21 protein-coding genes are annotated in these 23,093 nt (G+C 66.8%); 12 read left to right on the top strand and 9 right to left on the bottom strand.

The annotated features are described in order from the left end of the window. Window positions 1–134: 134 nt before the first annotated feature. A complete protein-coding gene (locus tag AB0N75_RS04000; protein WP_364645445.1) occupies window positions 135–749 on the bottom strand; it encodes a thymidylate kinase in 615 nt (204 codons plus the stop codon). Window positions 750–941: 192 nt separating this feature from the next. Here AB0N75_RS04000 and AB0N75_RS04005 point away from each other — a divergent pair, with 192 nt between their 5' ends. From AB0N75_RS04005 to AB0N75_RS04020, 4 genes are all read left to right on the top strand, one after another. Next, window positions 942–1,994: an LLM class flavin-dependent oxidoreductase gene (locus AB0N75_RS04005; protein ID WP_364645448.1), complete on the top strand. Its 1,053-nt coding sequence runs from the start codon at window positions 942–944 to the stop codon at window positions 1,992–1,994. A gap of 171 nt (window positions 1,995–2,165) precedes the next feature. Then, on the top strand, window positions 2,166–3,197 hold the full coding sequence (locus AB0N75_RS04010; RefSeq protein WP_364645451.1) for a nuclease-related domain-containing protein: 1,032 nt from the start codon (window positions 2,166–2,168) through the stop codon (window positions 3,195–3,197). A 98-nt stretch (window positions 3,198–3,295) separates the two neighbouring features. After that, window positions 3,296–3,964 carry a DNA alkylation repair protein gene (locus AB0N75_RS04015; RefSeq protein ID WP_364645984.1) on the top strand — a complete coding sequence of 223 codons (669 nt, stop codon included), beginning with the start codon at window positions 3,296–3,298 and terminating at the stop codon, window positions 3,962–3,964. Window positions 3,965–4,060: 96 nt separating this feature from the next. Beyond that, window positions 4,061–4,633: a GNAT family N-acetyltransferase gene (locus AB0N75_RS04020; RefSeq protein ID WP_364645454.1), complete on the top strand. Its 573-nt coding sequence runs from the start codon at window positions 4,061–4,063 to the stop codon at window positions 4,631–4,633. Between the two features lie 36 nt (window positions 4,634–4,669). Here the strand turns inward: AB0N75_RS04020 and AB0N75_RS04025 are convergent, their stop codons facing one another. From AB0N75_RS04025 to AB0N75_RS04045, 5 genes are all read right to left on the bottom strand, one after another. Then, on the bottom strand, window positions 4,670–5,245 hold the full coding sequence (locus AB0N75_RS04025) for a CueP family metal-binding protein (RefSeq protein WP_364645457.1): 576 nt from the start codon (window positions 5,243–5,245) through the stop codon (window positions 4,670–4,672). A gap of 118 nt (window positions 5,246–5,363) precedes the next feature. Next, a complete protein-coding gene (locus tag AB0N75_RS04030; RefSeq protein ID WP_364645460.1) occupies window positions 5,364–7,262 on the bottom strand; it encodes an FAD-binding monooxygenase in 1,899 nt (632 codons plus the stop codon). A 460-nt stretch (window positions 7,263–7,722) separates the two neighbouring features. After that, the gene (locus AB0N75_RS04035; RefSeq protein ID WP_364645462.1) at window positions 7,723–8,937 is read right to left on the bottom strand and encodes an MFS transporter; all 1,215 of its coding nucleotides are present in this window, start codon (window positions 8,935–8,937) and stop codon (window positions 7,723–7,725) included. A 139-nt stretch (window positions 8,938–9,076) separates the two neighbouring features. Next, window positions 9,077–10,297: an MFS transporter gene (locus AB0N75_RS04040; protein ID WP_364645465.1), complete on the bottom strand. Its 1,221-nt coding sequence runs from the start codon at window positions 10,295–10,297 to the stop codon at window positions 9,077–9,079. Window positions 10,298–10,458: 161 nt separating this feature from the next. Continuing rightward, on the bottom strand, window positions 10,459–11,217 hold the full coding sequence (locus AB0N75_RS04045) for an IclR family transcriptional regulator (protein WP_364645468.1): 759 nt from the start codon (window positions 11,215–11,217) through the stop codon (window positions 10,459–10,461). 117 nt (window positions 11,218–11,334) lie between these two features. Here AB0N75_RS04045 and AB0N75_RS04050 point away from each other — a divergent pair, with 117 nt between their 5' ends. From AB0N75_RS04050 to AB0N75_RS04065, 4 genes are all read left to right on the top strand, one after another. Next, entirely contained in the window at window positions 11,335–12,534 is a 1,200-nt protein-coding gene (locus AB0N75_RS04050; RefSeq protein ID WP_364645471.1) for a cytochrome P450, read from the top strand. Between the two features lie 45 nt (window positions 12,535–12,579). Then, window positions 12,580–13,974, top strand: coding sequence for an MFS transporter (locus AB0N75_RS04055; RefSeq protein WP_364645474.1), 1,395 nt, complete (start codon window positions 12,580–12,582; stop codon window positions 13,972–13,974). A 22-nt stretch (window positions 13,975–13,996) separates the two neighbouring features. Further along, on the top strand, window positions 13,997–14,323 hold the full coding sequence (locus AB0N75_RS04060) for a 2Fe-2S iron-sulfur cluster-binding protein (RefSeq protein ID WP_364645477.1): 327 nt from the start codon (window positions 13,997–13,999) through the stop codon (window positions 14,321–14,323). A gap of 312 nt (window positions 14,324–14,635) precedes the next feature. Then, entirely contained in the window at window positions 14,636–16,309 is a 1,674-nt protein-coding gene (locus AB0N75_RS04065) for a ribonuclease J (RefSeq protein WP_364645480.1), read from the top strand. Between the two features lie 63 nt (window positions 16,310–16,372). Here the strand turns inward: AB0N75_RS04065 and AB0N75_RS04070 are convergent, their stop codons facing one another. Together AB0N75_RS04070 and AB0N75_RS04075 are read right to left on the bottom strand one after the other, a co-directional pair. After that, a complete protein-coding gene (locus AB0N75_RS04070; protein WP_364645483.1) occupies window positions 16,373–17,569 on the bottom strand; it encodes a M14 family zinc carboxypeptidase in 1,197 nt (398 codons plus the stop codon). A gap of 210 nt (window positions 17,570–17,779) precedes the next feature. Next, a complete protein-coding gene (locus AB0N75_RS04075) occupies window positions 17,780–18,502 on the bottom strand; it encodes a TMEM175 family protein (protein WP_364645486.1) in 723 nt (240 codons plus the stop codon). Between the two features lie 110 nt (window positions 18,503–18,612). On the opposite strand from AB0N75_RS04075, the gene AB0N75_RS04080 reads away from it, so the two are divergent. Continuing rightward, the gene (locus AB0N75_RS04080) at window positions 18,613–19,053 is read left to right on the top strand and encodes an AraC family transcriptional regulator (protein ID WP_364645489.1); all 441 of its coding nucleotides are present in this window, start codon (window positions 18,613–18,615) and stop codon (window positions 19,051–19,053) included. 9 nt (window positions 19,054–19,062) lie between these two features. Next, window positions 19,063–19,467, top strand: a complete 405-nt coding sequence (locus AB0N75_RS04085; RefSeq protein ID WP_364645492.1) for a VOC family protein — start codon at window positions 19,063–19,065, stop codon at window positions 19,465–19,467. Between the two features lie 82 nt (window positions 19,468–19,549). On the opposite strand, the gene AB0N75_RS04090 is transcribed toward AB0N75_RS04085, so the two are convergent. Beyond that, a complete protein-coding gene (locus AB0N75_RS04090) occupies window positions 19,550–20,197 on the bottom strand; it encodes a TetR family transcriptional regulator C-terminal domain-containing protein (protein WP_364645495.1) in 648 nt (215 codons plus the stop codon). A gap of 102 nt (window positions 20,198–20,299) precedes the next feature. Here AB0N75_RS04090 and AB0N75_RS04095 point away from each other — a divergent pair, with 102 nt between their 5' ends. Together AB0N75_RS04095 and AB0N75_RS04100 are read left to right on the top strand one after the other, a co-directional pair. After that, entirely contained in the window at window positions 20,300–21,343 is a 1,044-nt protein-coding gene (locus AB0N75_RS04095) for an agmatine deiminase family protein (RefSeq protein ID WP_364645498.1), read from the top strand. Continuing rightward, window positions 21,343–23,064, top strand: coding sequence for an amidase (locus tag AB0N75_RS04100; protein ID WP_364645501.1), 1,722 nt, complete (start codon window positions 21,343–21,345; stop codon window positions 23,062–23,064). Before AB0N75_RS04095 ends, AB0N75_RS04100 begins: the two co-directional genes overlap by 1 nt. Window positions 23,065–23,093: the final 29 nt, after the last annotated feature.

Here is a 23,093-nt window from a genome sequence, read left to right on the forward strand (position 1 = left end):
GGAGCACTCCCCATGGTGGGGACGTGCCCGGCGGACGTGCCGCTGCCGGGCGGGAGGGGCGTTGTCGGCGGGCGGGTGGGCGTAGCTATCGCCGGGCAGACACCCAGTGCAGCCTTCGTTCAGCTTGTCTCCAGTTACTTGCCTGGCGGAGCCACTGCGGCCAGGACGCGATCCAGCACTTCGCTGCGCGACCCGGACGCGTCGACCACGTGCCAGCCCGAGGACCTGGCCATCCGCAGGTACGCCTCTCGTGCCGCCCGCAGATAGTCCGTTGACTCGGAATCCTCACCCCGTGCGTTGATCCGCGCCTGAGCCGCCCCGGCAGGCAGGTCCAGCAGCACCACCGAATCCGCCTGTGGCAATACCTGGACCAGCCAGGGCAGAAAGCGTCCCCGGGGCAGCCCGCGCACTGCGCGCAGCACCTGTTGGCACGGCAAGTGCCGGTCCATCACTGTGGTGCCAGGGAACACGGCCGCCCGCAGTTGGGCGGTCAGCACGTTGATCAGGCGCACCATTGACTCGAACCGGTCAGCCCAGCGCGGTGCAACGCTGATGCCACAACGTGCAGCAACCCGGGACAGCCAACGCCGTCCGGCCGGATTGCGAACCAACTGGGCAGCCCTGCCCGCCGCCTGCTCGGCCGTGACCAGCGCCGCCGCCGTCGTTGTTTTGCCTGCACCGTCTATGCCGAGGACGACGACGGTCCTGCGCGCGTGCAGACGTGGGCGGTGTCTGGTTTCGGTTGGCAAGGGTCCCTGCTCTCGTCTGGTCTCCCCGTTCTGGTCTCCCCGTGACAACGAATTCCTGGACAGGATCAATCCCCCGTCGACTGTGACGTAAGTCCGACCATGACGTAGCGAAACGTAACGCCGGGGTGCGGCAGGACCGCACGCATAATTGACTGGAAGACCAGCGCCCAGCCACCGAAAAGGACCAACTCCATGACCGATGCCGCCCCGCAGCCCTTCCGCTTGGGTTTCCTGGCCTTTGTTGAGCATTCCGGAATTGGTGGCGGCCGGTCCCGGGGCTTGGATGAGGGGCTGGAGCTTTTCGAACTGGCAGAGGACCTTGGCTACGACGTCGGCTACGTCCGGCATCGCCATCTGGAGCACTACCTCTCGGCTCCGCTGCCGTTCCTGGCCGCGGCCGCCCAACGAACCAGCAGGATCCGGGTGGGCACGTCGGTCACTCCGATCCGTTTCGAGGATCCCGTCCGGCTGGCTGAAGAAGCCGGCACAGTGGACCTGTTGACCGGCGGCCGGTTGGAACTGGGGCTGAGTTCCGGCTACTCCAACAACGAGGCAACGTTCGCGCAGGCCTACGGCTCCATCGACGGCAGCTTGCGGGCCGTGGTGGACGAGCGCGTCCAGCGGTTCCTGCACGCGGTGGAAGGCCGGTCGGTTGCCGTTGCCGATGAGCAGGTGCCGTTCGCCAAGGCCGGCGCCGAGCTGCCGGTGCAACCGGTCAGTCCGGGTTTGCGCGGCCGGATCGCCTACGGTGCAGGGTCGCTGGCCAGCGCCGAACGCACCGGACGGCAGGGGTTGGGCCTGCAGCTCTCCACGCTCAACACCGAGGTCACCGAGCTGAGCTTTGAGGAGGCCCAGCTGGCGTGCATCGAGGCCTACCGGGCAGAGCATGCCAAGGTGGCCGGCTGGCGCTGGCACGCATCGGTGAGCCGGCAGATTGCGCCCTACACCAATGCGCAGGAGCAAGCGGAACTGCAGTGGCTGCTGGACCGCGACGCGCAGCGCCAAGGCGGCAACCCGGACCTGCCGTTCCAGTTCGGCCGGGTGGCCGCCGGTTCCGGCGAGCAGATCGCGGCAGCGCTCGCCGGCGACGTAGCGCTCGCGGCAGCGGACGAGCTGGTCATCGCGTTGCCTTTCGACTACCCGGCCTGCGTGGTGCGCCGAATCCTGACCGTCGCGGCCCGGGAGGTCGCGCCGGCGCTCGGCTGGCAGCGCGCAGGCCGGGAAGTACTGAGCCAAGACGTCTAGGACCATCACGACTGCGAAGAAACCGCCTCAGCTTTGCCACAGCCCGAAGTGTGAGTGAACGGGCCCTCCCGTCGATACCACTGGTAGAAATCTTTACCGGATCTTTCGGGCCGCCCTGAGCAGCGTGAGGCATACTGTCGGTCTCTGCTTCACGTGGTTTGGGGGAACTGCATGAAACTTCCGGGAGAGCTGGGGGCCAATCCGGATCCAATGCCGGCCGAGACGGTGTATTCGCCGTTCATGGAATTCGATCCGAGCAAGCTGTCGTGGTTGGCCGCGCCGAGGCCAGCAGCGGAACGTATCGGTGGCAGCTACGGCGCACTACGCGTTCTGGTAATCATCGTGGTGATGCTGCTGGGCCTTGTCCTGACATTGGTTCTGGTGGCCGCGATGCCGGGTGCAGCGTTCGGCCGCGCACCCGAGTTTTTGACGGTCGCACTCGTTCTGGTGCTGATTCTGTGGTTGTGCATCGGTGCCGTCGCCCGTTATTGGCGCCAGGCGGTGTCCAAGAAAACTGCCCGGCAACTGGTCTTCGGCGCACCTGGCGACGCGTTGATCAGTGGGTGGACCCGCTTTCGGCGGGAGGACATCGCCAAAGGTCTGGAGGGCGAGCGGTGGACAGCGCATGCGCTGGAAACGTTGCTGGCCATTCCCGGGACGCGCATCCTCCACGGGTTGCGGTTCCCGGGCAGTCATGTGGCGGACGTTGATCACGCAGTAATCAATGGGGACCGGGTTGTGTATATCGACTCCAAGTTCTGGAAGCCCGGGCAATATCAATGGGTCGATAGCGAGACACTGGCTTCCGTCCATCCGCGCGGGCTGAGGCGGAGGACCATTCACATGGATGTTCTCCAGACCCATCCGCTGACCGCCAAGGTCGGGGCTGAAATGAGCTGCCATGTCATCGTCCATGCGAACGCCCCGGGGGATGTCACGTTCACGCCGGGGTGCCAGATTTCCCCGACTGGAATTCCCGTTACCGGGGTGCAGGAAGGGATCGACATGATCGGCCATTGGTTGCTGCAGGGTAAGAAGGCAGGAACGGTGGACCGTTACGCTCTGGCCAGGCTGCTATCGCTGCGGAAGCGTGCCCGCACTAACGGCACACGGCGGGGCAGTGGCTCCTTACTAACGGTCCCGCGCCGGCCAGCCGCCAATTTCCGACCGCGCAGGTCCGCCCGCGGCTTCCGGCCGTACTGAGGTGCAGGCTTCGGGAACTCTTCTGTCTCCCCGGACTGCAAGCGTGAGCAGTTGCTCCAGTAGGCTGAATCTCAGACGTGAGTGACCGGGAGGGTGAGATGTCCGAGGCGACGGTGGCCGAGGTGATGGCCGAGCTGGCCACGCTGGAGGATCCGAAGATGCGCGAGGCGAACGAGAAGCGCGGCGACGATCATGGCGTGAACCTGTCCAAGCTGCGTGCGGTGGCGAAGCGGCTGAAGACCCAGCAGGAACTGGCCCGCGAACTGTGGGCAACGGACAACACCGCGGCCCGGCTACTGGCGCTGCTGATCTGCCGGCCGAAGGCCTTCGAACGCGATGAACTGGATGCCATGCTGCGCGAGTCGCGTGCTCCCAAGGTGCATGACTGGCTGGTGAACTATGTGGTCAAGAAAAGCCCGCACGCCGAAGAGCTGCGCGTGGCCTGGACCGCTGATCCGGATCCGGTGGTTGCCAGCGCCGGCTGGGCCTTGACCACCGAACGGGTGGCAAAGAAACCCGAGGGGCTGGACCTGCCGGGGCTGCTGGACACCGTCGAGGCGGAGATGAAGGACGCACCGGACCGGCTGCAGTGGGCCATGAACCACACCTTGGCCCAGATCGGAATCGAGCACGCCGAGCACCGCGCCCGTGCGCTCGACATCGGCGAACGCCTCGAGGTGCTGAAGGACTATCCCACGCCGCCGAACTGCACCTCCCCGTTCGCGCCCATCTGGATCAACGAAATGGTGAGCCGCGAGGGCGGCTGAGGGAGCACATGGCCGGACCGCGGCGCCGACCCGCAGCCTAACAGGCCGGCAGCCGGGGCCATTGCCGGGGCCGGTTGATGGTGCCAGTGTGGGTGCATGGCGGTGGAGATTCGGGCAGCTGACGTCTTCGAGGACGTTAAAGCCATGGTGGGGCCGCGGCGTGCCGACGCGACGGTGTGTTGGTGCCTGAGCTATCGACTCCCGGCGAAGGACAATGTGGCGCTGCGCGGACCTGAGCGCGGCGACGTGGTGCAACGCCTGTGCCGGGAAGATCCGCCGCCAGGCGTGCTGGCCTACGACGGCGGCGAGGTGGTGGGCTGGGCGGCAGTGCACCCGCGGGCCGACACCAGCTTTGCGACCAGCCGGAAAATCCCGCGGGTGGACGACCTCGACGTGTGGTCGGTGTGGTGTATCCGAGTGCGGCCCGGGCATCGAGGCAAGGGCATTTCGCACCACCTGCTGGCGGGAGCGGTGGAGTTCGCACGCGGATACGGTGCCCCCGCTATTGAGGGGTACCCGGTGGACAACCGCGGCGGAAAGGTGGACCTGACCATGGCCTATGTGGGCACACGGAGACTTTTCGAGCAGGCCGGCTTCAGCAAAGCGGCGAACACCGGCTCGGTATTGAATGGGTTTCCCCGCGTCCTCATGCGGCTGGACCTGCGCTGACAGCACCGGATCGGCCGAGGCGCAGGGTGGTTAGTGCTACGTCAACCGGAGATCGGTGATGCAGGTGGCACCGTCGTCGCTGGTGGAAAAGTCCGTGCTGCTGCTGTGGCCGGCGTAGCTGATTTCAATGGTCCCTTGGACGTTGTCCGGAATCCAATAGCCGGCAAATCCGTTGCTGAAGGTTTCGGTCTGTTCCTCGACCAAGGTCTCCCCGGTGGCGCCGTCGGTGATCTTGACACTGATGCTCTTATTGCCCAGTTCGCCCAGGCAAGTGGTCAGGCTGTGGAAGAAGCACTCGTGGGTCTGGCTCAGGTACGGTGCGATCGACAGGTAGGAACGATCCTCAGGCAGGTCCAGGGTCAGCTCTTGGGCCCCGTCGCTGAGCAGCAGCTCGTCCTGTCGGACCGAGGCCATCAGATCGGTGGGCCGCTGGGCCGTATCCAGCCGGTCGAGGTGGTCAATGATTCCGGCCGTGTCCATGCCGTCGAGACCGAAATCGACCAGTAAGCCGGCATCGGTGGCTGTCGCTGAACTTTGGATCGGGGGGTCGGCGGGCGCGCACGATGTCAACATCAGGGCCACGGCTGCTGCGGCGGTGACAGCGCGTTTCATTTCCATCTCCTCGTTCCCGCGCCGGGCAAGGCGGTGGCGCGGTATATCGGTGAATTGTCTATAAACAGGAGGACGACGACGGTGCTTGCGCGCCGCCGTCGTCCTCCTGATCTGCTGGTTAGTGCTGCGGCTGGCGGGCCGGCAGCAGCGGGGCGAAGAACTCGCCCAGTTCGGCCGTCGCGGTCAGCGGCAGGACGTTTGCCACGTACTGGTCCGGGCGAACCACCACGACGGCGCCGTCACGCGAGAGGCCGCGGACGTCGAAGATGTCCTCGTCCTTGGCGGTGCCGAAGACCTTCTCCAGGTTAGTCAACTGGAACGGGCCGACCTGGGGCTTGAACACGGCGGGCACGGCGTTGATGTCAACGTCCTCGTGGTTCTGCTGGTAGATGACCTTCACATCGAACCACGCGTCCAGGTCAGCGCCCTCCGGGGTGGCGGCCAGCGGCGAATCCTGTGCGGTTGCCAGCCATTCGCCCAGGTTCGCAACAGCTGCGGACTCCCCGGCCTTGGCCTGGTCGGCGAAGACGTAGATGCGCCAGCGGCCGTCCGCCTCGGCAAGGTGGCCCAGGTGCAGCGGGTTGGTGTCGCAGACGCGGGAGACCTTGGCGGACTTGAAGCGCTTACCCACCGGGAAGCCGGCGGCCAGGTCCTGGTGCTTGGCCTCGGCGGTAAGCATCGAGGAGGTGTACTCGGTCATGAAGCCGGCCGGGAACTCGGCGGTGCGCACGTAGAAGTCCTCAAGCTCCGAGGGGTCGTTGAACTCCTCGGGCTTCTTCGCCATCATCGTCGACCATTCCTTGTCGAAGTCGATGAGGTTCTTGGCCACCACCTGGCGCTCGGCGGAGTAGGTGGAGAGCAGGCTCTCCGGGCTGCGGCCCTCCAGCACGTGCCCCAGCTTCCAGGCGATGTTGAAGCCGTCCTGCATGGAGACGTTCATGCCCTGGCCGGCCTTGGCGGAGTGCGTGTGGCAGGCGTCGCCGGTGATGAAGACGCGCGGCGTGCGGGCGCCGACGTCCTCCGGCAGCAGGTCATCGAACCGGTCGGTGAGCCGGTGGCCCACCTCGTACACGCTGTGCCAGGCCACGCTGCGCACGTCCACGGTGTACGGGGTCATGATCTCGTTCGCCTTGGCGATGATCTGCTCGATGGTGGTCTGGCGGACCTTGCCGTTGTCGTCGTCGGGGACCACGCCGAGGTCCACGTACATGCGGAACAGGTAGCCGCCTTCGCGCGGGATCAGCAGGATGGAGCCGCCGTCGTGCGACTGGATGGCGCACTTGGTACGGATGTCCGGGAAGTCGGTGTTGGCCAGCACGTCCATGACGCCCCAGGCATGGTTGGCGCTGTCGCCGGCCAAGGTGCTGCCGATCGAGGCGCGGACCTTGCTGCGGGCTCCGTCGCAGCCCACCACGTACTTGGCGTGGACAATTCGTTCGGTGCCTTCGTCCGGACCGGCGCTGCGGACCAGGGTCACCTTCACCGGGTAGTCGCCCTCATCGGTCACTTCGAGGGTGCTGAAATCCCAGCCGTAGTCAGGCGTCAGGCGGGTGGGGGAGTTGGCGGCGACCTCGGCGAAGTAGTCCAGTACGCGGGCCTGGTTGACGATCAGGTGCGGGAACTCGCTGATGCCCATCTCGTCGTCGACGGCGCGGCCGCCGCGGACAATGTTCCGGGGGTTCTCCGTGTCCGGGCGCCAGAAGTTCATCTCGGTGAGCCAGAACGCCTCGGCCGTGATCTGCTCGGCGAAGCCGAAGGCCTGGAAGGTTTCCACGCTGCGGGCCTGAATGCCGTCGGCCTGGCCCAGCACCAGCCGTCCATCGCGGCGCTCCACCAGGCGGGTGGTGACGTTCGGGAACTGGGCCAGCTGGGCGGCGGCGAGCATGCCGGCCGGACCGGAGCCGACAATGAGGACGTCGACCTCGTCGGGAAGTTCCTCGGGGCGGTCGATGCCGACGCCTGCGGCGGGCTTGACCCGGGGGTCGCCTGATACGTAACCGTGGTGGTGGAACTGCACGGGATGTCCTCACTTCGTTGTGCCGTTGGCGGCTGGCCTGTTCTATATTTGAACACCGGGTTCTATAACTGAATAACCGGTCGGTTTAGCTACTGTACGACAAACATGACGCAGCTAACAAGTAATTCAAGTAACAGGGCGAGCTGGTGTACGGCGCCCGCGGGCGCCGGTGGAGAGGGCTGGCCAAGCCTGGCCGCCCGTACACTATGCGCCACATTGCTCCTCGGAGGAGAAGGCTTCCTGATGCTGGGGGTGCAGCGCACCTGGCCGTGAGAGGTGACAGTGGTCTGGAGGATCAGTTCTTCTTGGGCTGCTGCGACCAATGTGGCGCATCCTTTACCGCGCCCCGAGGGCTCAAGAAGCCCTGCGCATCCTGTGCCGCACCCCCGAGGGCTCAAGAAGCCCTGACGCATCGTGGACTGCGCCCCGAGGCCTCAAGAAGCCTTGGCCCAGACCAGTGTCAGGACACCGCCACTCTCGCTCGGCCGTGCACCAGGTAATACAACGGGATGCAGGCAACCATCAGCCCGCCCAGCCAGGCGTACATGCCGTCGAAGCCGGTCAGCGGCACTAGTAGGCCCAGCAGCACCGGGCCCAGGCCGGTGCCGATGTCCAGCATCAGGTAGTAGGTGGCCAGCGCGGTGCCGAACCTGCGCTCCGGAACCAGTCCGACGGTGATGGCCTGTGTGCCCGGAAGCAGGGTGCCGAAGCCCAGCCCGCTCAGCACAGCGGAGGCGACCACCACCCAGACCGTCGGCCCCAGTGCCAGCAGCGCCAGCCCGGCGGCGAACAGCGCCATGGCCGGGTAGATCACCGCGTTGTCGCCGCGGCGGTCCTGGATCCTGCCGGCGGTCAGCCGGGACACCAGCACGGCGGCGGCGAACACGCCAAAGTACAGTGCGGCGGCATCCGCGGCGCCGGCTGCGGCCGCGTACGAGGCCAAGAAGGAGAGCACTCCGGAGTAGGTCAGGCCGGCGACCAGCACCACCGTGGTGATCGGCAGGACCGCCGGCTCGAAGACTTTCGACAGCAGGGCGGCGGGCCTCCGTCGCGGTTTCTCCGGCCCGCCGCCAAGGTCGCGTTGATTGACGACGGCGGTGGGTGCCGGCGGTGCCTCGGGCAACCGCAGGGCGAGGGTCACCAGCATCGCGGCCACCGAACAGACCGCACAGAAGAGGAAGACGCCGTCGTAATTGCCGTCCGTCACCAGCAGCACCGCCATCAGCGGGCCGACCGCGGTGGCCAGCGTGGTGGAAACCGCGAAATAGCCGGTGCCTTCACTGCGCCGGGTGGGCGGGATCAGTGCCTGCGCACCGGCTGTCACCGCCGTGTTCGCCAGACCGAATGCCACACCGTGGACCAACCGCAGCGCCAGCAGCACCGTCAGCGAACCTGCCGGAACGTACAGCAGGGACACGGCCACGAAGGCTGCCAGGCTGATCAGCAAGATCCGCCGCCGGCCCACGTTGTCAATCAGCGGCCCGGCGAAGAACCGTGAGATCAACGCCCCGACGATGAATGCACTGGAAGCGAAGCCCGCCCCGGCGTCGGAGGCCAGAAACCGCTGCGCCGCATAGAGCGCCATGGACGTCATCAGCAGGTAGAACACGATGTAGATGAACAGGTTGGTGCCGATGGCCAGCACAAAATTCCTGCTCCACAGCTTCTCCTGCACGCGCTCGGCCTCCTTGGCTGCTCGATCCCGGACATCGTTGCCATGGCCGGACGGCACCGATGAACCTAGCTTCCGATTATGCCGTCGGCGGGCAGCGAGCGGTGGGGCATGACGCGCTGAGACGGCACCGCCGTCGTCCTCAGGGACGTGGGTACCGCCGCTCCGAGGCCTGCACCGCGGACAGGCCGGCGACGGTAAACGCCAGCGTCAGGGCCAGGACCAGGAGCAGGGGCGCGGTCCAGCCGCCGGTTAAGGTGTGCAGCCATCCGGCCACCGGCGGGGCGCACGTGGCGGCCAGATATCCGCCGGTCTGGATGCGGGCGGAGGCGGTCGCCGCCTCCTGGTCAGTGCGGGCCACGCGGGGGATGACGGAGAAGATCGCGGTAAATCCACCGCCCTGGGCGATGCCGCCGGTGACGGACCACAGGAGGTAGGCGTCGGGTGCAAGGAGGAGCCCGATGGGCAGCGAAATCCACAGCACGGCAATCCCCGCCGTCGGCACCCAGAGCCGGGTGCGCGCCGCCAGCAGCGGCACTCCTAGCGCTCCGACAATGGCGGCGACCTGGAACAGGGATGCACTGGCACCGGACGCCGTGGCGGACAGTCCCCGCACGTCGGCCAGCAGCAGCGGCAGCCAGGTGGTGGTGGCGTAGTAGGCGGCCGACTGCCCGCAGAACGCCACGGTCAGCACCACGACGATCCACCGGTTGCTTCGTCCGCGGAGCGATGTCGATGCGGTGGCGCGAGGGGCTCCCGGCCCGTCGGTGCCCCGGCCGCTGGCAGCCGCTGGGCGCCCGGACGGCCCTTCTGGCCCCGCGCCGCTGTGGTCGGACGCCAGCGCTGCGCGGCGGCGACGGGCGGTCGGCAGCCAGTAGGCCAAGCCGATGGCCACCACCACGGCCCAGGCCGCCAGCGCCCACCGCCATCCCACCAGCGCAGCCAGCGGGGCGGTGGTTAGCACTGCTGCCATGGATCCGACGTTCATGATGGCCGAGTAGGCGCCGGTGACTGCCGATACCCGGTTCCACGGCACATCGCGGCGGATCAGCACCGGCACCACAATGTTGCCCAGCGTGATGGCGACGGAGATGATCGCCGTGCCGGCAAACACCACCGACGCCGGGCCCAGGGAACGGATCACCGTCCCGGCCAGGACGCCGCCCAGGCACAGCAACACGGTGGCTTCGGGGCCCCACCGGCTGATGGTGCGGGTGGCCAGCGGGGTGGCCAGCGCGAAGATCAGGACCGGAAGTCCGGTGAGCAGTCCCGCGCCGGCAGCGGTCAAACCGATGTCCGCCTGGATCTCGCCAAGGACGGCGGTCGGCGCGATGATCGGGGCCCGCAGGCTGATTGCGAGCATGGCAATGCCCAGAACCACCCACGGCAACAACGGCCGGGAAGCAAACACGCGGTCCGTCGCTGGCTCCTTCACTTGGTCTCGCGGTGGTCCGGAGTCCGGCAGCCACCTTAGCCACCCTACCGAATCGGACGGTCGGGCTTGGGAGGCGCTCGGGCCCGGTGTCAGCCCAGGTAGTTCTGCTTCAGGTCCACGCTCACGGCATGGGCCGCGGGTGCGAGGACCTCGAGAACCGGGGCGGGGCGGAAACCTTCGGTCGGGACGACGACGGCGATGGACGCCACGGCGTGTCCGTAGGGACCCTTGATGGGGACGGCGACGGCGGTGGCGTCCGGATGGATATAGCCGCGGGTCACGGCGTGGCCTTCGCGGCGGACCTTGGCCAGGACCGGCCGCAGATCGGCGCTGCTGGGATGCGGCTCGACCGAGAACCGCGGGCGCGGCAGGCCCAGGACCTCTTCCTGCCGTTCGGGCGGCGCGTCGGCAACCAGCACCAGGCCGCTGGACGTGGCGTACCACGGGATGCGACCGCCCACCTTGGTGAAGTTGACCACCGACTCCGGCGCGGACAGGCGCTCGAGGTACAGGATCTCGCCGCCCTGCAGGATGCCGAGCTGGGCGTGCTGCTTCAGCCGATCGCGGACTCGCTCGAGATGCGGCAGGGCGATTTCTCGCAGGCCCACAACACCCGGGGCGCGCACCGCCAGCTCCCACAGCCGGACACCGAGGATAACTTCCCGGCCGCGCCGCTCCAGCAGCCCGAGGGTGACCAGCTCTGTGACGATGCCGTGCGCAGTGGCCATCGGCAGGCCGGTGCGGGCAGCGATCTGGGTCAGCGTCAGCTCATTGCTGGAGGGGTCGAATGCTTCCAGAACATCCACTGCACGCGAGATGGCAGACCTGCCGCCGGAAGACCTGGCCACGTCACCACCCGCTACTTATTCGCATGATACGAATTCTACGCATGAGTCCTTGTGATCCACACCATACTTTCGGCAGGGCCCGGCGAAGGACGGGCCTGACTGACCGAAAGGCGGATCATGACGATCGCACCGACTGCCACCGCGCAGACCTTGCCGGAGGCCTCTTGGCTGGAGCCGGCCGAGCTGGCGCGCGACCCGTATCCGAGCTACGCCCGGCTGCGCGAGGAGACGCCGGTGGTTTGGTCTCCCGCGGTGAAGAAGGTCCTCATTTCCAGCTACGAGGGCTGCAGCTTCGGTGAGCGGCATCCGGAGATCTTCTCCTCCAACGTTTCCGGCGGCACCATGGTCCGGGCTATGGGCGGGCAGCCGATGATCCGCAAGGACGACCCGGAACATGCAGCGGAGCGGGCACCGATGAACCGCACGCTGCGGCCCAAGCAAATCATGGAGATCTGGGCCGCGAAGTTCGAGGCGAACGCCCGCCACTACCTGAACCGCATGCTGGACGCGGGCAACGGCAAAGCCGACCTAAATCTCGACTTTGCCAAACCGCTGGCCGCCAAGAACCTGTGCGACATGCTGGGCATGACCAGCGTGGAGCCGCTGGATCTGGCCCGCTGGTCCCGCGACTTCATCGCCGGCACCGGCAACGTGCTGGATCGGCAGGAGATCTGGGACCGCTGCGAGGTCTCGCGGATGGAATGCGATGCCGCCTTGGACGAGACGATTGCCCGGCTGCGCCGCACCCCGGACGCCTCCATTACCTCGATGCTGCTGGAATCCGGCATGGACGAGGACAAAGTCCGCAACAACGTGAAGCTGGCCATCTCCGGCGGAGTGAACGAACCGCAGCACATGATCACCAACCTGGTCTGGCTGCTGGACCGCGCGCCGGGGCAGAAGGCCGAACTGCTGGCCGACCCCGGATTGTGGAAGCAGGCCTTCACCGAGGGCACCCGCTATTTCTCCCCGATCGGCATGATCACCCGGGAAACGGTGTCCGACGTCGTTGTTTCAGGAGTTGCCATCCCCGCCGGGACGCAGGTGGGGATGATCCTGGCCTCTGCGAACCGGGACCGGAACCAGTTCACCCGCCCGGATGAGTTCGATATCCACCGCAGTGGCGGGCCGAACTTGGCTTTCGGCAGCGGCGTGCACCAGTGCGCCGGTAAGTGGGCCGCGCAGAAAGCGGTCGGCGAGATCGCCGTGCCGATGCTGTACCGGGAACTGCCGGCGCTGCGCCAGGACCCGGACCGGAGCGAGACCTGGGACGGCTGGGTCTTCCGCGGCATGACCAGCCTTCCGGTCGCCTGGTAATCCAACCACCCGCACCACCCTCACCCACCCACCAGAAGGACGATGATGTCTACGAATACACAGTCACGCATGGCTCCCGGCTCCGCCACCGTACGCGAACGGCGGCGCGTCATATTCTCCAGCTACCTGGGCACCACCATCGAGTTCTACGACTTCCTGCTCTACGCCACAGCTTCCGCCGTGGTCTTCGGGCCGGTGTTCTTCGCGAACCTGGATCCCTGGGCCGGCGTGGTCGCCTCCTACGGAACCTTCGCCGCAGGCTATGTAGCGCGGCCGCTGGGCGGCATCATATTCGGCCACTTCGGTGACCGGCTGGGCCGGAAGAAACTGCTGGTCATTTCGATGATGCTGATGGGGCTCGCCTCGACGGCGATTGGCCTGGTCCCCACGCCGGAGCTGATCGGGCCGTGGGCCGCCGTGATGCTGGTGTTCCTGCGGGTGCTCCAGGGCATCGCCGTGGGCGGGGAATGGGGCGGCGCCGCGCTGATGGCGCTGGAGCATGCGGACCCCAAGGCCCGCGGGTTCGCCGCATCGTTCACCAACGCCGGGGCGCCGACCGGTTCGGTGCTGGGTCTGTTGATGATGAGCATGTTCTCGGCACTGCCGCAGGACCAGTTCCTGAGCTGGGGCTGGCGTGTGCCGTTCCTGCTGTCCTTCGTCCTCCTGCTGCTCGGGCTGTACGTTCGCACGCGGGTGTCGGAGAGCCCGGTCTTCCAGCAGGCGCTGGAGCGTGAAGCTGCCGAACGCGCCGCAGCGCCGACGGCCCGTCGCCCCATTCCGCTGCTGCAGGTGCTGCGCCGGCCGGGCCTGCTGGTGACGGTAATCCTCGCGGCGACGTCCGCTTTTGCCCTGCAGACGCTGCTGTCCACCTTCTCCATCACCTACACCGTCTCGCTGGGCGTGCCGCGCTCCGACGTGATGCTCGCGTTCGCCGGCGCCGGGGTGATCAGCATCGGCACCACGCTGCTGATGGGCCGGATTTCCGACCGGGTGGGCCGCAAGCCGCTGATGATCGCCGGCAACATCCTGTTCATTGCGGTCACGCCCGCGGTCTTCGCGCTGCTCTCCACCGGAAACATGGCCTCGATCTTCCTGGCTTTCACGCTCGGCATCGTCACCCAAACAGTGCTGTACGGGCCAATGGCGGCGTTCATCGCCGAGCGGTTCGGCACATCGTCCCGCTACACCGGTGCCTCCGTCGGTTACCAGATCGCCACGCTGCTCGGTGCAGGCTTCACCCCGCTGGTGCTGGCCAACCTCTACGGCGGCAGCGGCGCCTCGCTGACCCCAGTGATCGTCTACCTGTCCATCATCGCCGCGGTCAGCCTGGTCACCGTGATCTTCATGCCCGAGTCCAAAGACCGCAGCCTGGGGGACGAACCCGGACAGGAATCCGGGCTCGGAACAGTGCCGGCAACTGCCACCCAGCCCGCGCAGTAGAACGCGCCAGGAAGGAAACCCCATGGCCAAGATCAGCTTCCACCAGCCCGGCGGCGGAGTGGACATAGTCGACGCCGACCCCGGCACCTCATTGATGCGCGCCGCAGTCAGCAACGGCGTGGCCGGCATTGTGGGCGAGTGCGGCGGCCAGGCGATGTGCGCCACCTGCCATGTCTACGTCCGCGAGGAGTATCTGGATGGGCTGCCCCAGATCGGCGAGGACGAGGACGAGATGCTGGACTGCACAGCCTCCCCGCGGGACGATGCCCGCAGCCGGCTGGGCTGCCAGTTAAAGGCAGGCGACGACTTCGCGGAAATCGAGGTGGACCTCCCGGCGGAGCAAAGCTAAGGATTCACCGAGGCGCCCGTGGTGCCGCAACTGTCCGTGCCGGGGGTGACCGGCACGGACAGTTGGCGTTTCGGACGAAAAGGCGAGCACCGTCGTCGTCGTCTGGGTTGTAGGCCTTGTGGGGCCGGATTGGCGGTGATCCGGGAACGTGCGCGATGGTAAAGTCAGGGCAAGTATGCTTTCCGTCCACAGTGCTGCGCGGAACGCTGTCGAAGCGCCTCGGTGTGTCGGCCAACCAAGACTTCAGTGCCGGCTAATCCGGCGTAGGGCGTCGTAGCCCGCAAATAAATAGCACCACAGAGATCGGGATTCATGAACACCAAGCCGCTGCAAACCCCTCCGAAACTTGCCAAGGGCGCCATGCGCATTGTGCCACTGGGCGGGCTCGGTGAGATCGGCCGGAACATGACGGTGTTCGAGTACGGCGGCAAGCTGCTGATTGTGGACTGCGGCGTGCTGTTCCCGGAGGAGCAGCACCCCGGCGTGGACCTGATCCTGCCCGATTTCTCCTACATCCGTGAGCGGCTGAACGACGTCGTCGGCATTGTCCTCACCCACGGCCACGAGGACCACATTGGCGGTGTGCCGTACCTGCTGAAGGAACGCGGCGACATTCCGGTGATCTCCGCGAAGCTGACGCTGGCATTCGTGAAGACCAAGCTGCAGGAGCACCGGATCAGCGCCAAGATGGTGCAGGTCAAGGAAGGCGACCGGAAGAAGTTCGGCCCGTTCGACCTGGAATTCCTGGCCGTGAACCACTCGATTCCGGACGGCCTGGCCGTGGCCATCCGCAGTGGCGCCGGCCTGGTGCTGGCCACCGGCGACTTCAAGATGGACCAGTTCCCACTGGACCGCCGGATCACCGACCTGGCCGGGTTCGCGCGGCTGGGCGAGGAAGGCGTGGACCTGTTCCTGCCGGATTCCACCAACGCCGAAGTCCCCGGTTTCCTCGCTGCCGAGGCCGATCTGGTGCCGGCAATCGACACGGTCATGCGCACCGCCCCGCGCCGCGTGATCGTCTCCAGTTTCGCCAGCCATGTGCACCGCATCCAGCAGGTCATCGACGTGGCCCACAAGTACGGTCGCAAGGTCGCGTTCGTGGGCCGGTCCATGGTGCGCAATATGACGACGGCGCGCGAGCTCGGCTACCTGAACATCCCGCGCAACGTGCTGGTGGACTTCAAGGAACTGGAGAAGCTGCCGCCTACCAAGGCCGTGCTGATCTGCACCGGCTCCCAAGGCGAGCCGATGGCGGCGCTGGCACGGATGGCCGGCGGCGACCACATGATCGACCTGACCGAGGGCGACACCGTGCTGCTGGCGTCCTCGCTGGTGCCCGGCAACGAATCGTCGATTTACCGGCTGATCAACGACCTGACCAAGCGCGGCGCCAACGTAGTGCACAAGGGCAACGCCAAGGTCCACGTCTCCGGCCACGCCTCGGCCGGCGAACTGGTCTACTGCTATAACCTGGTCCGCCCGAAGAACGTGATGCCGGTCCACGGCGAGCACCGGCACCTGAAGGCCAACGCCGAACTGGCCATCCGCACCGGCGTGGACCCGAAGCGCGCGCTGATCGTCGAAGACGGCACCACCATCGACCTGAAGGACGGCGTGGCCCGGGTCTCCGGCCAGATCGCTGCCGACTATGTCTACGTGGAAAACATGGTCCCGGGCGCAGCCACCGAAGCCTCCCTGCAGGACCGGCTGCGGCTGGCCGAAGACGGCGCGGTCACGGTGTTGCTGATCGTCAACCCGGACACCGGCCGGCTGGAAGAAGAAGCGGAATTCTTCCCGGTGGGCTTCGCCCCGGCGGTGGAACAATTGGAGAAGGCCACCGGCATCGTGGAGAAGACCCTGATGGGCCTGCGCGGGGACAAGACCGGCCCGGAGGCCGAAAAGGCGATTGCCCAGGCCCTGATCCGCTGGTCCGACCGGGCCCTCCGCCGCAAGCCGGTGGTCACGGTCATCATCGTGGAGGCGTAGCCCCTCTTAGCGCACAAGCAGCGGCCCCTGCCCGGACTGGGCAGGGGCGCTGCTGTGTTCGAGCTACGGGACCGGGATGGTTCCGGCGTAGTCGGTGTTGTAACCGGTGACCGGCTGGTGCGGAATGTCTTCCCAGCGGTCGGCGTCCTCTTGCTGGACATCGCCGGTGGCCAGGCCCAGCAGCAGCTCCTTCATGGCGAGCAGGTTCTGCTTGATGCTCTTGCCGCGGGCCTTCTGGCCCAGGCTGCCGTCCGAGGTGTTGCCGGAGGTTTCGAAGAAGACCACCGGGTTGGAGTGACCCTCCGGGTTCATCCCCTGGTAGTTCAGGCCCAGCATCATGGCCGAGACCACGCCGCCCTTGATGTCGATCTCCTGGCCGTTGCCCACCTGGTAGCGGTCCATGTTGATGGATCCGTACTTGGACAGTTCGTCATACACGTACACGTGCATCTGGCGGGTCAGCTCGTCGTAGGCGCCGTCCTTGATCCCCGGCAGGGTCGGCCCGCCCGGGGCCAGCGAGATGCCCAGCGACAGCGTGACGTCGTCGCCGGTGCCCCATTCCTTCTTCAGGCCCTGGTGGTGGATGTCGATGCCGTAGGCCGGCTTCACATCGGTCCAGTATTCGTAGAACGCCAGCGATTCGTTCGCCACGAATCCGTTGGGCGTCCAATCCCGGTTCAGGTCGATCCGCTGCTCGCGCCCGTTGGAACCGAACTCCGGAAGGCCGTTGGCCTGGTCCCAGAGGATGGTGTGCCGGATGTTCGCCTCCGCGCCGTCCGGGTTGTACATCGGGATGAAGTGGAAGGTGAACTTGTCGCGCAGCAGCTGGTATTCGGACGAGCCGTTGGTCCCCAGGTCCTTCAGCAGTGTCAGAATTGAGTCGGTGCCGTAGGGTTCGTTGCCGTGGATGCGCCCCTGGATCCACACGTGTTCGGCGCCGTTGCCGACCGTGGCCACCCAGAGATCGCGGCCCTGTTCCGACTTGTTGACCTGCGTGCCCGCTTCTTCCAGCGTGAAGGCGTCCACGCCAAAGCGGCTGGTCTTCTCCAGTTTGCGTAGTTCCTTCACCACATCGTCGTAGGTCAGGATGCTGGAGATATTAGTGTTGCCCTCGGTGGAGGGGAAGTTGGCGTCGGCCAGCACCGGCGTCGCGGCGCTGAAGGGAAGAACGACGGCGAGGGCCGCCGCCGCTGCCAGGCTGCGGTAGCGCTTGGGTTTGGCCGCAGGCTGGTTGGTGCTGCTCTTGGGCTGGTGCTTCACTGCATGTCCTCCAAAGGTTGAGCGATTCATCCCCGAACGCGGCCGACTGGGACGCCGGCGAACAATGGGACCGGCAGCTCGCGCGAGCTGCCGGTATCGGAGAGGCTAGCTGTACATCTGGGATAAGCACAGAGTCCGCGGCCCAATCTGGACCTCTGGCCCGGTAATTTCCCTCAGCCGTGCCGCATCAACGGCCTGTATGCGCCGGGATCAAGGGCCTGTTGTCGATTGCTGGACCCGGGTGGCGAGGATACCCGAGACCGGTCCCAGCACGATGAGCGCGGCCCAAGTGATCTTGCCCGCCGTGCCGCCGGCTACCAAAGCGATGGGTATTGACACCGCGAACACCAGGGGTGGAACGAGGAAATCGAGCACAAAGGCTGCGTGGTGCCTAGGAGTCATCGGGTCGATTTCGAGACCGTGCCGACGGGCAATCTCAAACATCAGCAGTTGGGCCAAGGACGCCAGGATGATGTTCGCGGCGTAAAGCACTGTGGTCAGCTCCAGCAAAGTTGTCTCCGGGTCGCTCACGCCCTGGGTGGTGAACGGAATCAGGATGACGAACGCGGCAGCCAGGAGGTTGGCCGTCGTCGTCGCCGAATCGAGTGCGGAGAGCCGTTTGATCAATCGGAGGTTTATCCGCCAGAACACGGCGATCACGCCGAAGCTCAGGGCGAAGCCGGCGAGTTGGTGCACCACGCCTGATTCGAGCAGTGCCCGCGGGTCTTGCCAGGCTTCCGCGGAGGGAGCATCGATGTTGGTGACCAGCAGCGTGATGGCGAATCCGTAAATGACGTCGTAGAAGCTGAGCCCGCGGTCGAACTCGCTGGATTCACGTGCCAGCACTGCGGCGCCGCGTGCCGCAGCCTTCGGACGGGAAGCGTCAGGGCCAGCCGCGCGGGCAGCCTGCTGGCGATCAGGTCGCTGTTCCACGTGATTAGCGTGGCGCAACCGAGGTGGCAGTGCAATGGTTGCGGATCCGGGTGGAGCGGATGCACTCCGCAGAACTTCCGCCAGGTTCCCTAGCGCGGTAACCTCAAGCTGTGAATCCTGAGGAGCTGGCCAACCTGGCCCATCTGCGGCGCGCGCGGGACCTGATTGACCGGGATTACGCCCAGCCGCTGGATGTGCCGACGATGGCGGCCAAGGCGCTGATGTCGCCTGCGCATTTCTCCCGCCGGTTCAAGGCAACCTATGGCGAAACACCGTACAACTACTTGATGACCCGGCGGGTCGAGCGGGCCATGGCGCTGCTGCGCGCCGGCTGGAGCGTCACGGATGCCTGCATGGAAGTGGGCAGCACGTCGCTGGGTTCCTTCAGCGCCCGGTTCAGCCAACTCACCGGCGAGAGCCCCAGTTCCTACCGCGGCCGGAGCCACGAAGCGGCCGAAGCGATGCCGCCCTGCATCGCGAAGCTGCTGACGCGGCCCATCGACCCGCGATCGAGCAGGATTCGAGAAGCGGCGGCGCCGGCCCCTGCGTAGGTTGGGCGCATGAGCATTTCACTTCAGTACTGCAATATCACCGTCAACGACCCCGCGGAGTCCATCCCGTTCTACCGGGACGGACTCGGCCTGGAAGTCCGCAACGACGTCGCCAACGAGGGCTTCCACTGGATCACCATGGGCAGTCCGGACCAGCCGGAGCTGGAGTTGGTGCTGTCCGCTCCGCACGCCGGCCGCTCCCAGGCCGACGGTGACCAGCTCCAGGAGCTGCTGGTCAAGGGCGTGCTTCCCATGCTGGTCTTCCGCACCGACGACCTGGACGCACTCTTCGAGCGGCTGGTCTCCTTCGGGGCGGAAGTCCTGCAGGAACCGATGGACCAGCCGTGGGGTCCGCGCGACTGCGCCGTCCGCGACCCATCGGGCAACATGATCCGGATCAACCAGAACAAGTAACCCCACCAGAACGACGTCGGCCGCTCACCTCCCGAAGGCGAGCGGCCGATACCGTGCCTCAACAAATGACCACGCTTGGCCTTCAGCGGTCGCTGCCGGGCGCCGCCGCGGGCAGCAGGGACGACGGCGCCGCACCGACGATCGCCTCGACGGCGCGGGCGAGGTGGGTGTGCCGGTCGGCGACACCGTTCCAGCGCACCAGAGCCTGCGCGTTCAACCCGTCGACCATGCCCAGGATCTGCCACGCTACGGATTCCGCATCCGGAGCGCTGAAATCGCCGGATGCAACGCCGGCCGCCACCAGATCCCGGATCACCGCCTGCCAGGCGTCCATCTGCTCCCGCACGCTGCTGGCCAGCGTTTCGTTGCGGCGGCCCAGCGACCACGCTTCCACCCACACCGCCGTCACATCGAGGCGGCGGTCGTCCAGGAGGGTCTCGAGCAGCAGGCTGAGGCCCTGCTGCGGCGTGCCCGTCCCGGCGACCAGGGCGGCAACCTCTTCGGTTTCCGCCGCGACAATGCTGGAGAAGGTGCCGGCCACCAGCATCTCCACGGAGGGGTGGTAATGCGCCACCAGTCCCGGGGCAACACCGGCACGCCGGGCGACGTTGCGCAGCGTGATGGCGGAAAGCCCCTGCTCCAGGGCAATGCTTCGGGTCGCTTGGGCGAGCTCCGCGGAGCGTTCGGCCGGGGCCTTGCGCGGGGCCCGTCGCGGTTTGGTGTTTGACATCACGGGCAAGCCTAAAGTACTTTGCACGTTATTGGCCAGTTGATCAATAACGGCGCAGGCGGCGGAGACGACGCGTCCCGCCCGGTGACAGCAGGAGGTTCCATGGCCTGGCGCATGCTGGCGGAAACCGCACCGCACGAGCGGACCTGGATGGCGTTTCCCAGGGCGGGGCTGACGCTGGGCAACGACGCCGCCTCGGCTGAGGAAGCCTATGACACTTGGACCGCCGTGGCCCACGCCGTCGCCGAGTTTGAGCCGGTGGCCATGGTGGTGGATCCAACCGAACGGGAACGTGCCCGGCGCATGCTGGGCAGGGAGATCGAGCATGCCGAAGCGCCGCTGGATGAGTTCTGGATGCGCGACATCGGACCGACCTTCGTGGTCGACGACGAACGGCCGGACGTGCTCGGTGCGGTGGACTGGACCTTCAACGGCTGGGGCGCGCCGGCCTGGGCGGAGTGGGAGAAGAGCCGAGGCATCGGCCGTTTCGTCACCGAGCAAGCTGGCGCCGAGCTGGTCAGCTCCCTCCTGGTCAACGAGGGCGGCGCCATCCACGTTGACGGTCAGGGTACGGTGCTGGTGACGGAAACGGTCCAGCTCGATCCTGGCCGGAACCCTTACGCGGACAAGGAAAGGATCGAAGCGGAACTGGCCCGCACCCTGGGCTCCACGCACACAGTGTGGGTGCCGCGGGGGCTGACCCGGGACTACGAGGAGCTGGGCACGCGCGGCCATATCGACATGGTGGCCACGTTTCCTTCGCCCGGCCGCACCCTGCTGCACAGGCAGAACAACCCGGCACATCCGGACTTTGAGGTGAGCCGGCAGCTGCGGGACTTCTTCGGGACCCAGGTGGATGCCGCGGGCAAACCTTTCGACATCGTTGAGCTGCCAGCTCCGGAAACTCTCAAGGACGACGGCGGCTTCGTCGACTGGAGCTACGTCAACCACCTGGTGGTCAACGGCGGAGTGATTGCCTGCGGTTACGGCGAGGACCGGGCGGATGCGCTGGCCGCCGAGATCCTCGCGGAAGCCTATCCCGGCCGGCGCGTGGTCACGGTGGACGCGCGGCCCATCCTGGCCCGCGGCGGCGGGATCCATTGCATCACCCAGCAGCAGCCCGCACTCGGCGCAGCGGCGGCCTGATGGGCACGTTTGACGTGGTGGAAGCCTCGATCGCGCAGCTGCGCGAGGCGCTGCGGACCGGACAGGCCACCAGCGAGGAACTAACCCAGATCTACCTGGACCGCATTGCCGCCTACGACCAGTCCGGCCCCCGGCTGAACGCCGTCGTCGTCATGAATGATGAGGCGCTGGCCGATGCCCGCGCTTCGGACCAACGGCGCTCGCGCGGCGAGACGCTCGGTCCGTTGGACGGGATTCCGTATACGGCCAAGGACAGTTATCTGGCCAAAGGCCTCACCGCCGCGGCAGGCTCGCCCGCCTTCGAGCACCTGGCGGCCCAGCGCGACGCGTTCGCGATCGAACGGCTGCGCGCATCAGGAGCGGTGCTGATCGGGCTGACCAACATGCCGCCGATGGCCAACGGGGGCATGCAACGCGGTCTCTACGGGCGTGCCGAAAGCCCCTACAGCGCAGACTTCCTCGCCGCCGCCTTCGGATCCGGCTCGTCCAACGGATCCGGCACCGCGACGGCGGCCAGCTTCGCGGCCTTCGGGCTCGCCGAGGAGACCTGGTCCAGCGGACGCGCACCGGCGTCGAACAATGGACTCTGCGCCTACACCCCCTCGCGCGGCATCATCTCCGTGCGCGGCAACTGGCCGCTGGTGCCCACCATGGACGTGGTGGTGCCGCACACCCGCTGCATGGCCGACCTGCTCGAAGTGCTGGACGTCATCGTGGCCGACGACCCGGACACCCGCGGCGACTTCTGGCGCGCACAGCCGTGGGTGCACATCCCCGCCGCCTCTTCGGTCCGGCCCGAATCCTATTCCGCACTGGCTCCCCGCGGGATGCAACGGGCTTGGGAGGCGCTCAAGGGAAAGCGCTTCGGCGTGCCGCGGATGTACATCAACGCCGACCCCGAGGCCGGCACCGGCGAACAGCCCGGGATCGGCGGTGCTACCGGGCAGCGGATCGAGACCCGGGCCTCGATCATCGAACTCTGGGAGGCGGCACGGCGGGACCTTGAGGCAGCGGGCGCCGAGGTGGTCTTGATGGACTTCCCTGTCGTTTCCAACTACGAGGGCGACCGGCCCGGCGCCGCCACGGTCCGCACCCGCGGATTGGTCAGCCCCGAATATCTGCGGCGAGAGATCCTGGATTTATCGGCATGGGCCTGGGAGGACTTCCTCGCCGCCAATGGGGATCCCGCGCTCTCGTCCCTGGCCGGCGTGGACGGCGCGTGCATCTTTCCGCACCCCGAGGGCGCTCTGCCGGACCGCTACAACGGGTTCGATGACGACATCGCGGCGTACCCCGCGCACATCCGGGAACACGCTGTCTCCTCCTTCACTGACATTCCCCATCTGGCGGACGGCGTGCGTGGACTCGAGGAAACGCGCCGGGTGGATCTGGAATTGTGGATGGACCAGCACGGGCTGAACGCCGTAGTCTTCCCTGCCGTTGCTGACGTCGGCGCCGTGGACATGGACACCAACAAGGCCGCCGCCGACCACGGATGGCGCAACGGCATCTGGGTGGCCAACGGCAACCTGGTCCCGCGCCACCTGGGTATTCCCACCGTTACGGTGCCGATGGGCACGACGACGGACATCGGCATGCCTGTAGGCCTCACCTTCGCCGGGCGCGCCTATGACGACAACGCCTTGCTGGCCCTGGCTGCCGCCTTCGAAGCCACCGGGTCCCGCCGCACCGAGCCGCCGCGGACCCCGCGGCTCGGCTGAAGCGCGGAGTCAGCCCAGTCGGCTGGGCA

Origin of the sequence: Arthrobacter sp. NPDC089319 (assembly GCF_040684925.1) — a bacterium.
Taxonomy (GTDB): Bacteria; Actinomycetota; Actinomycetes; order Actinomycetales; family Micrococcaceae; genus Crystallibacter.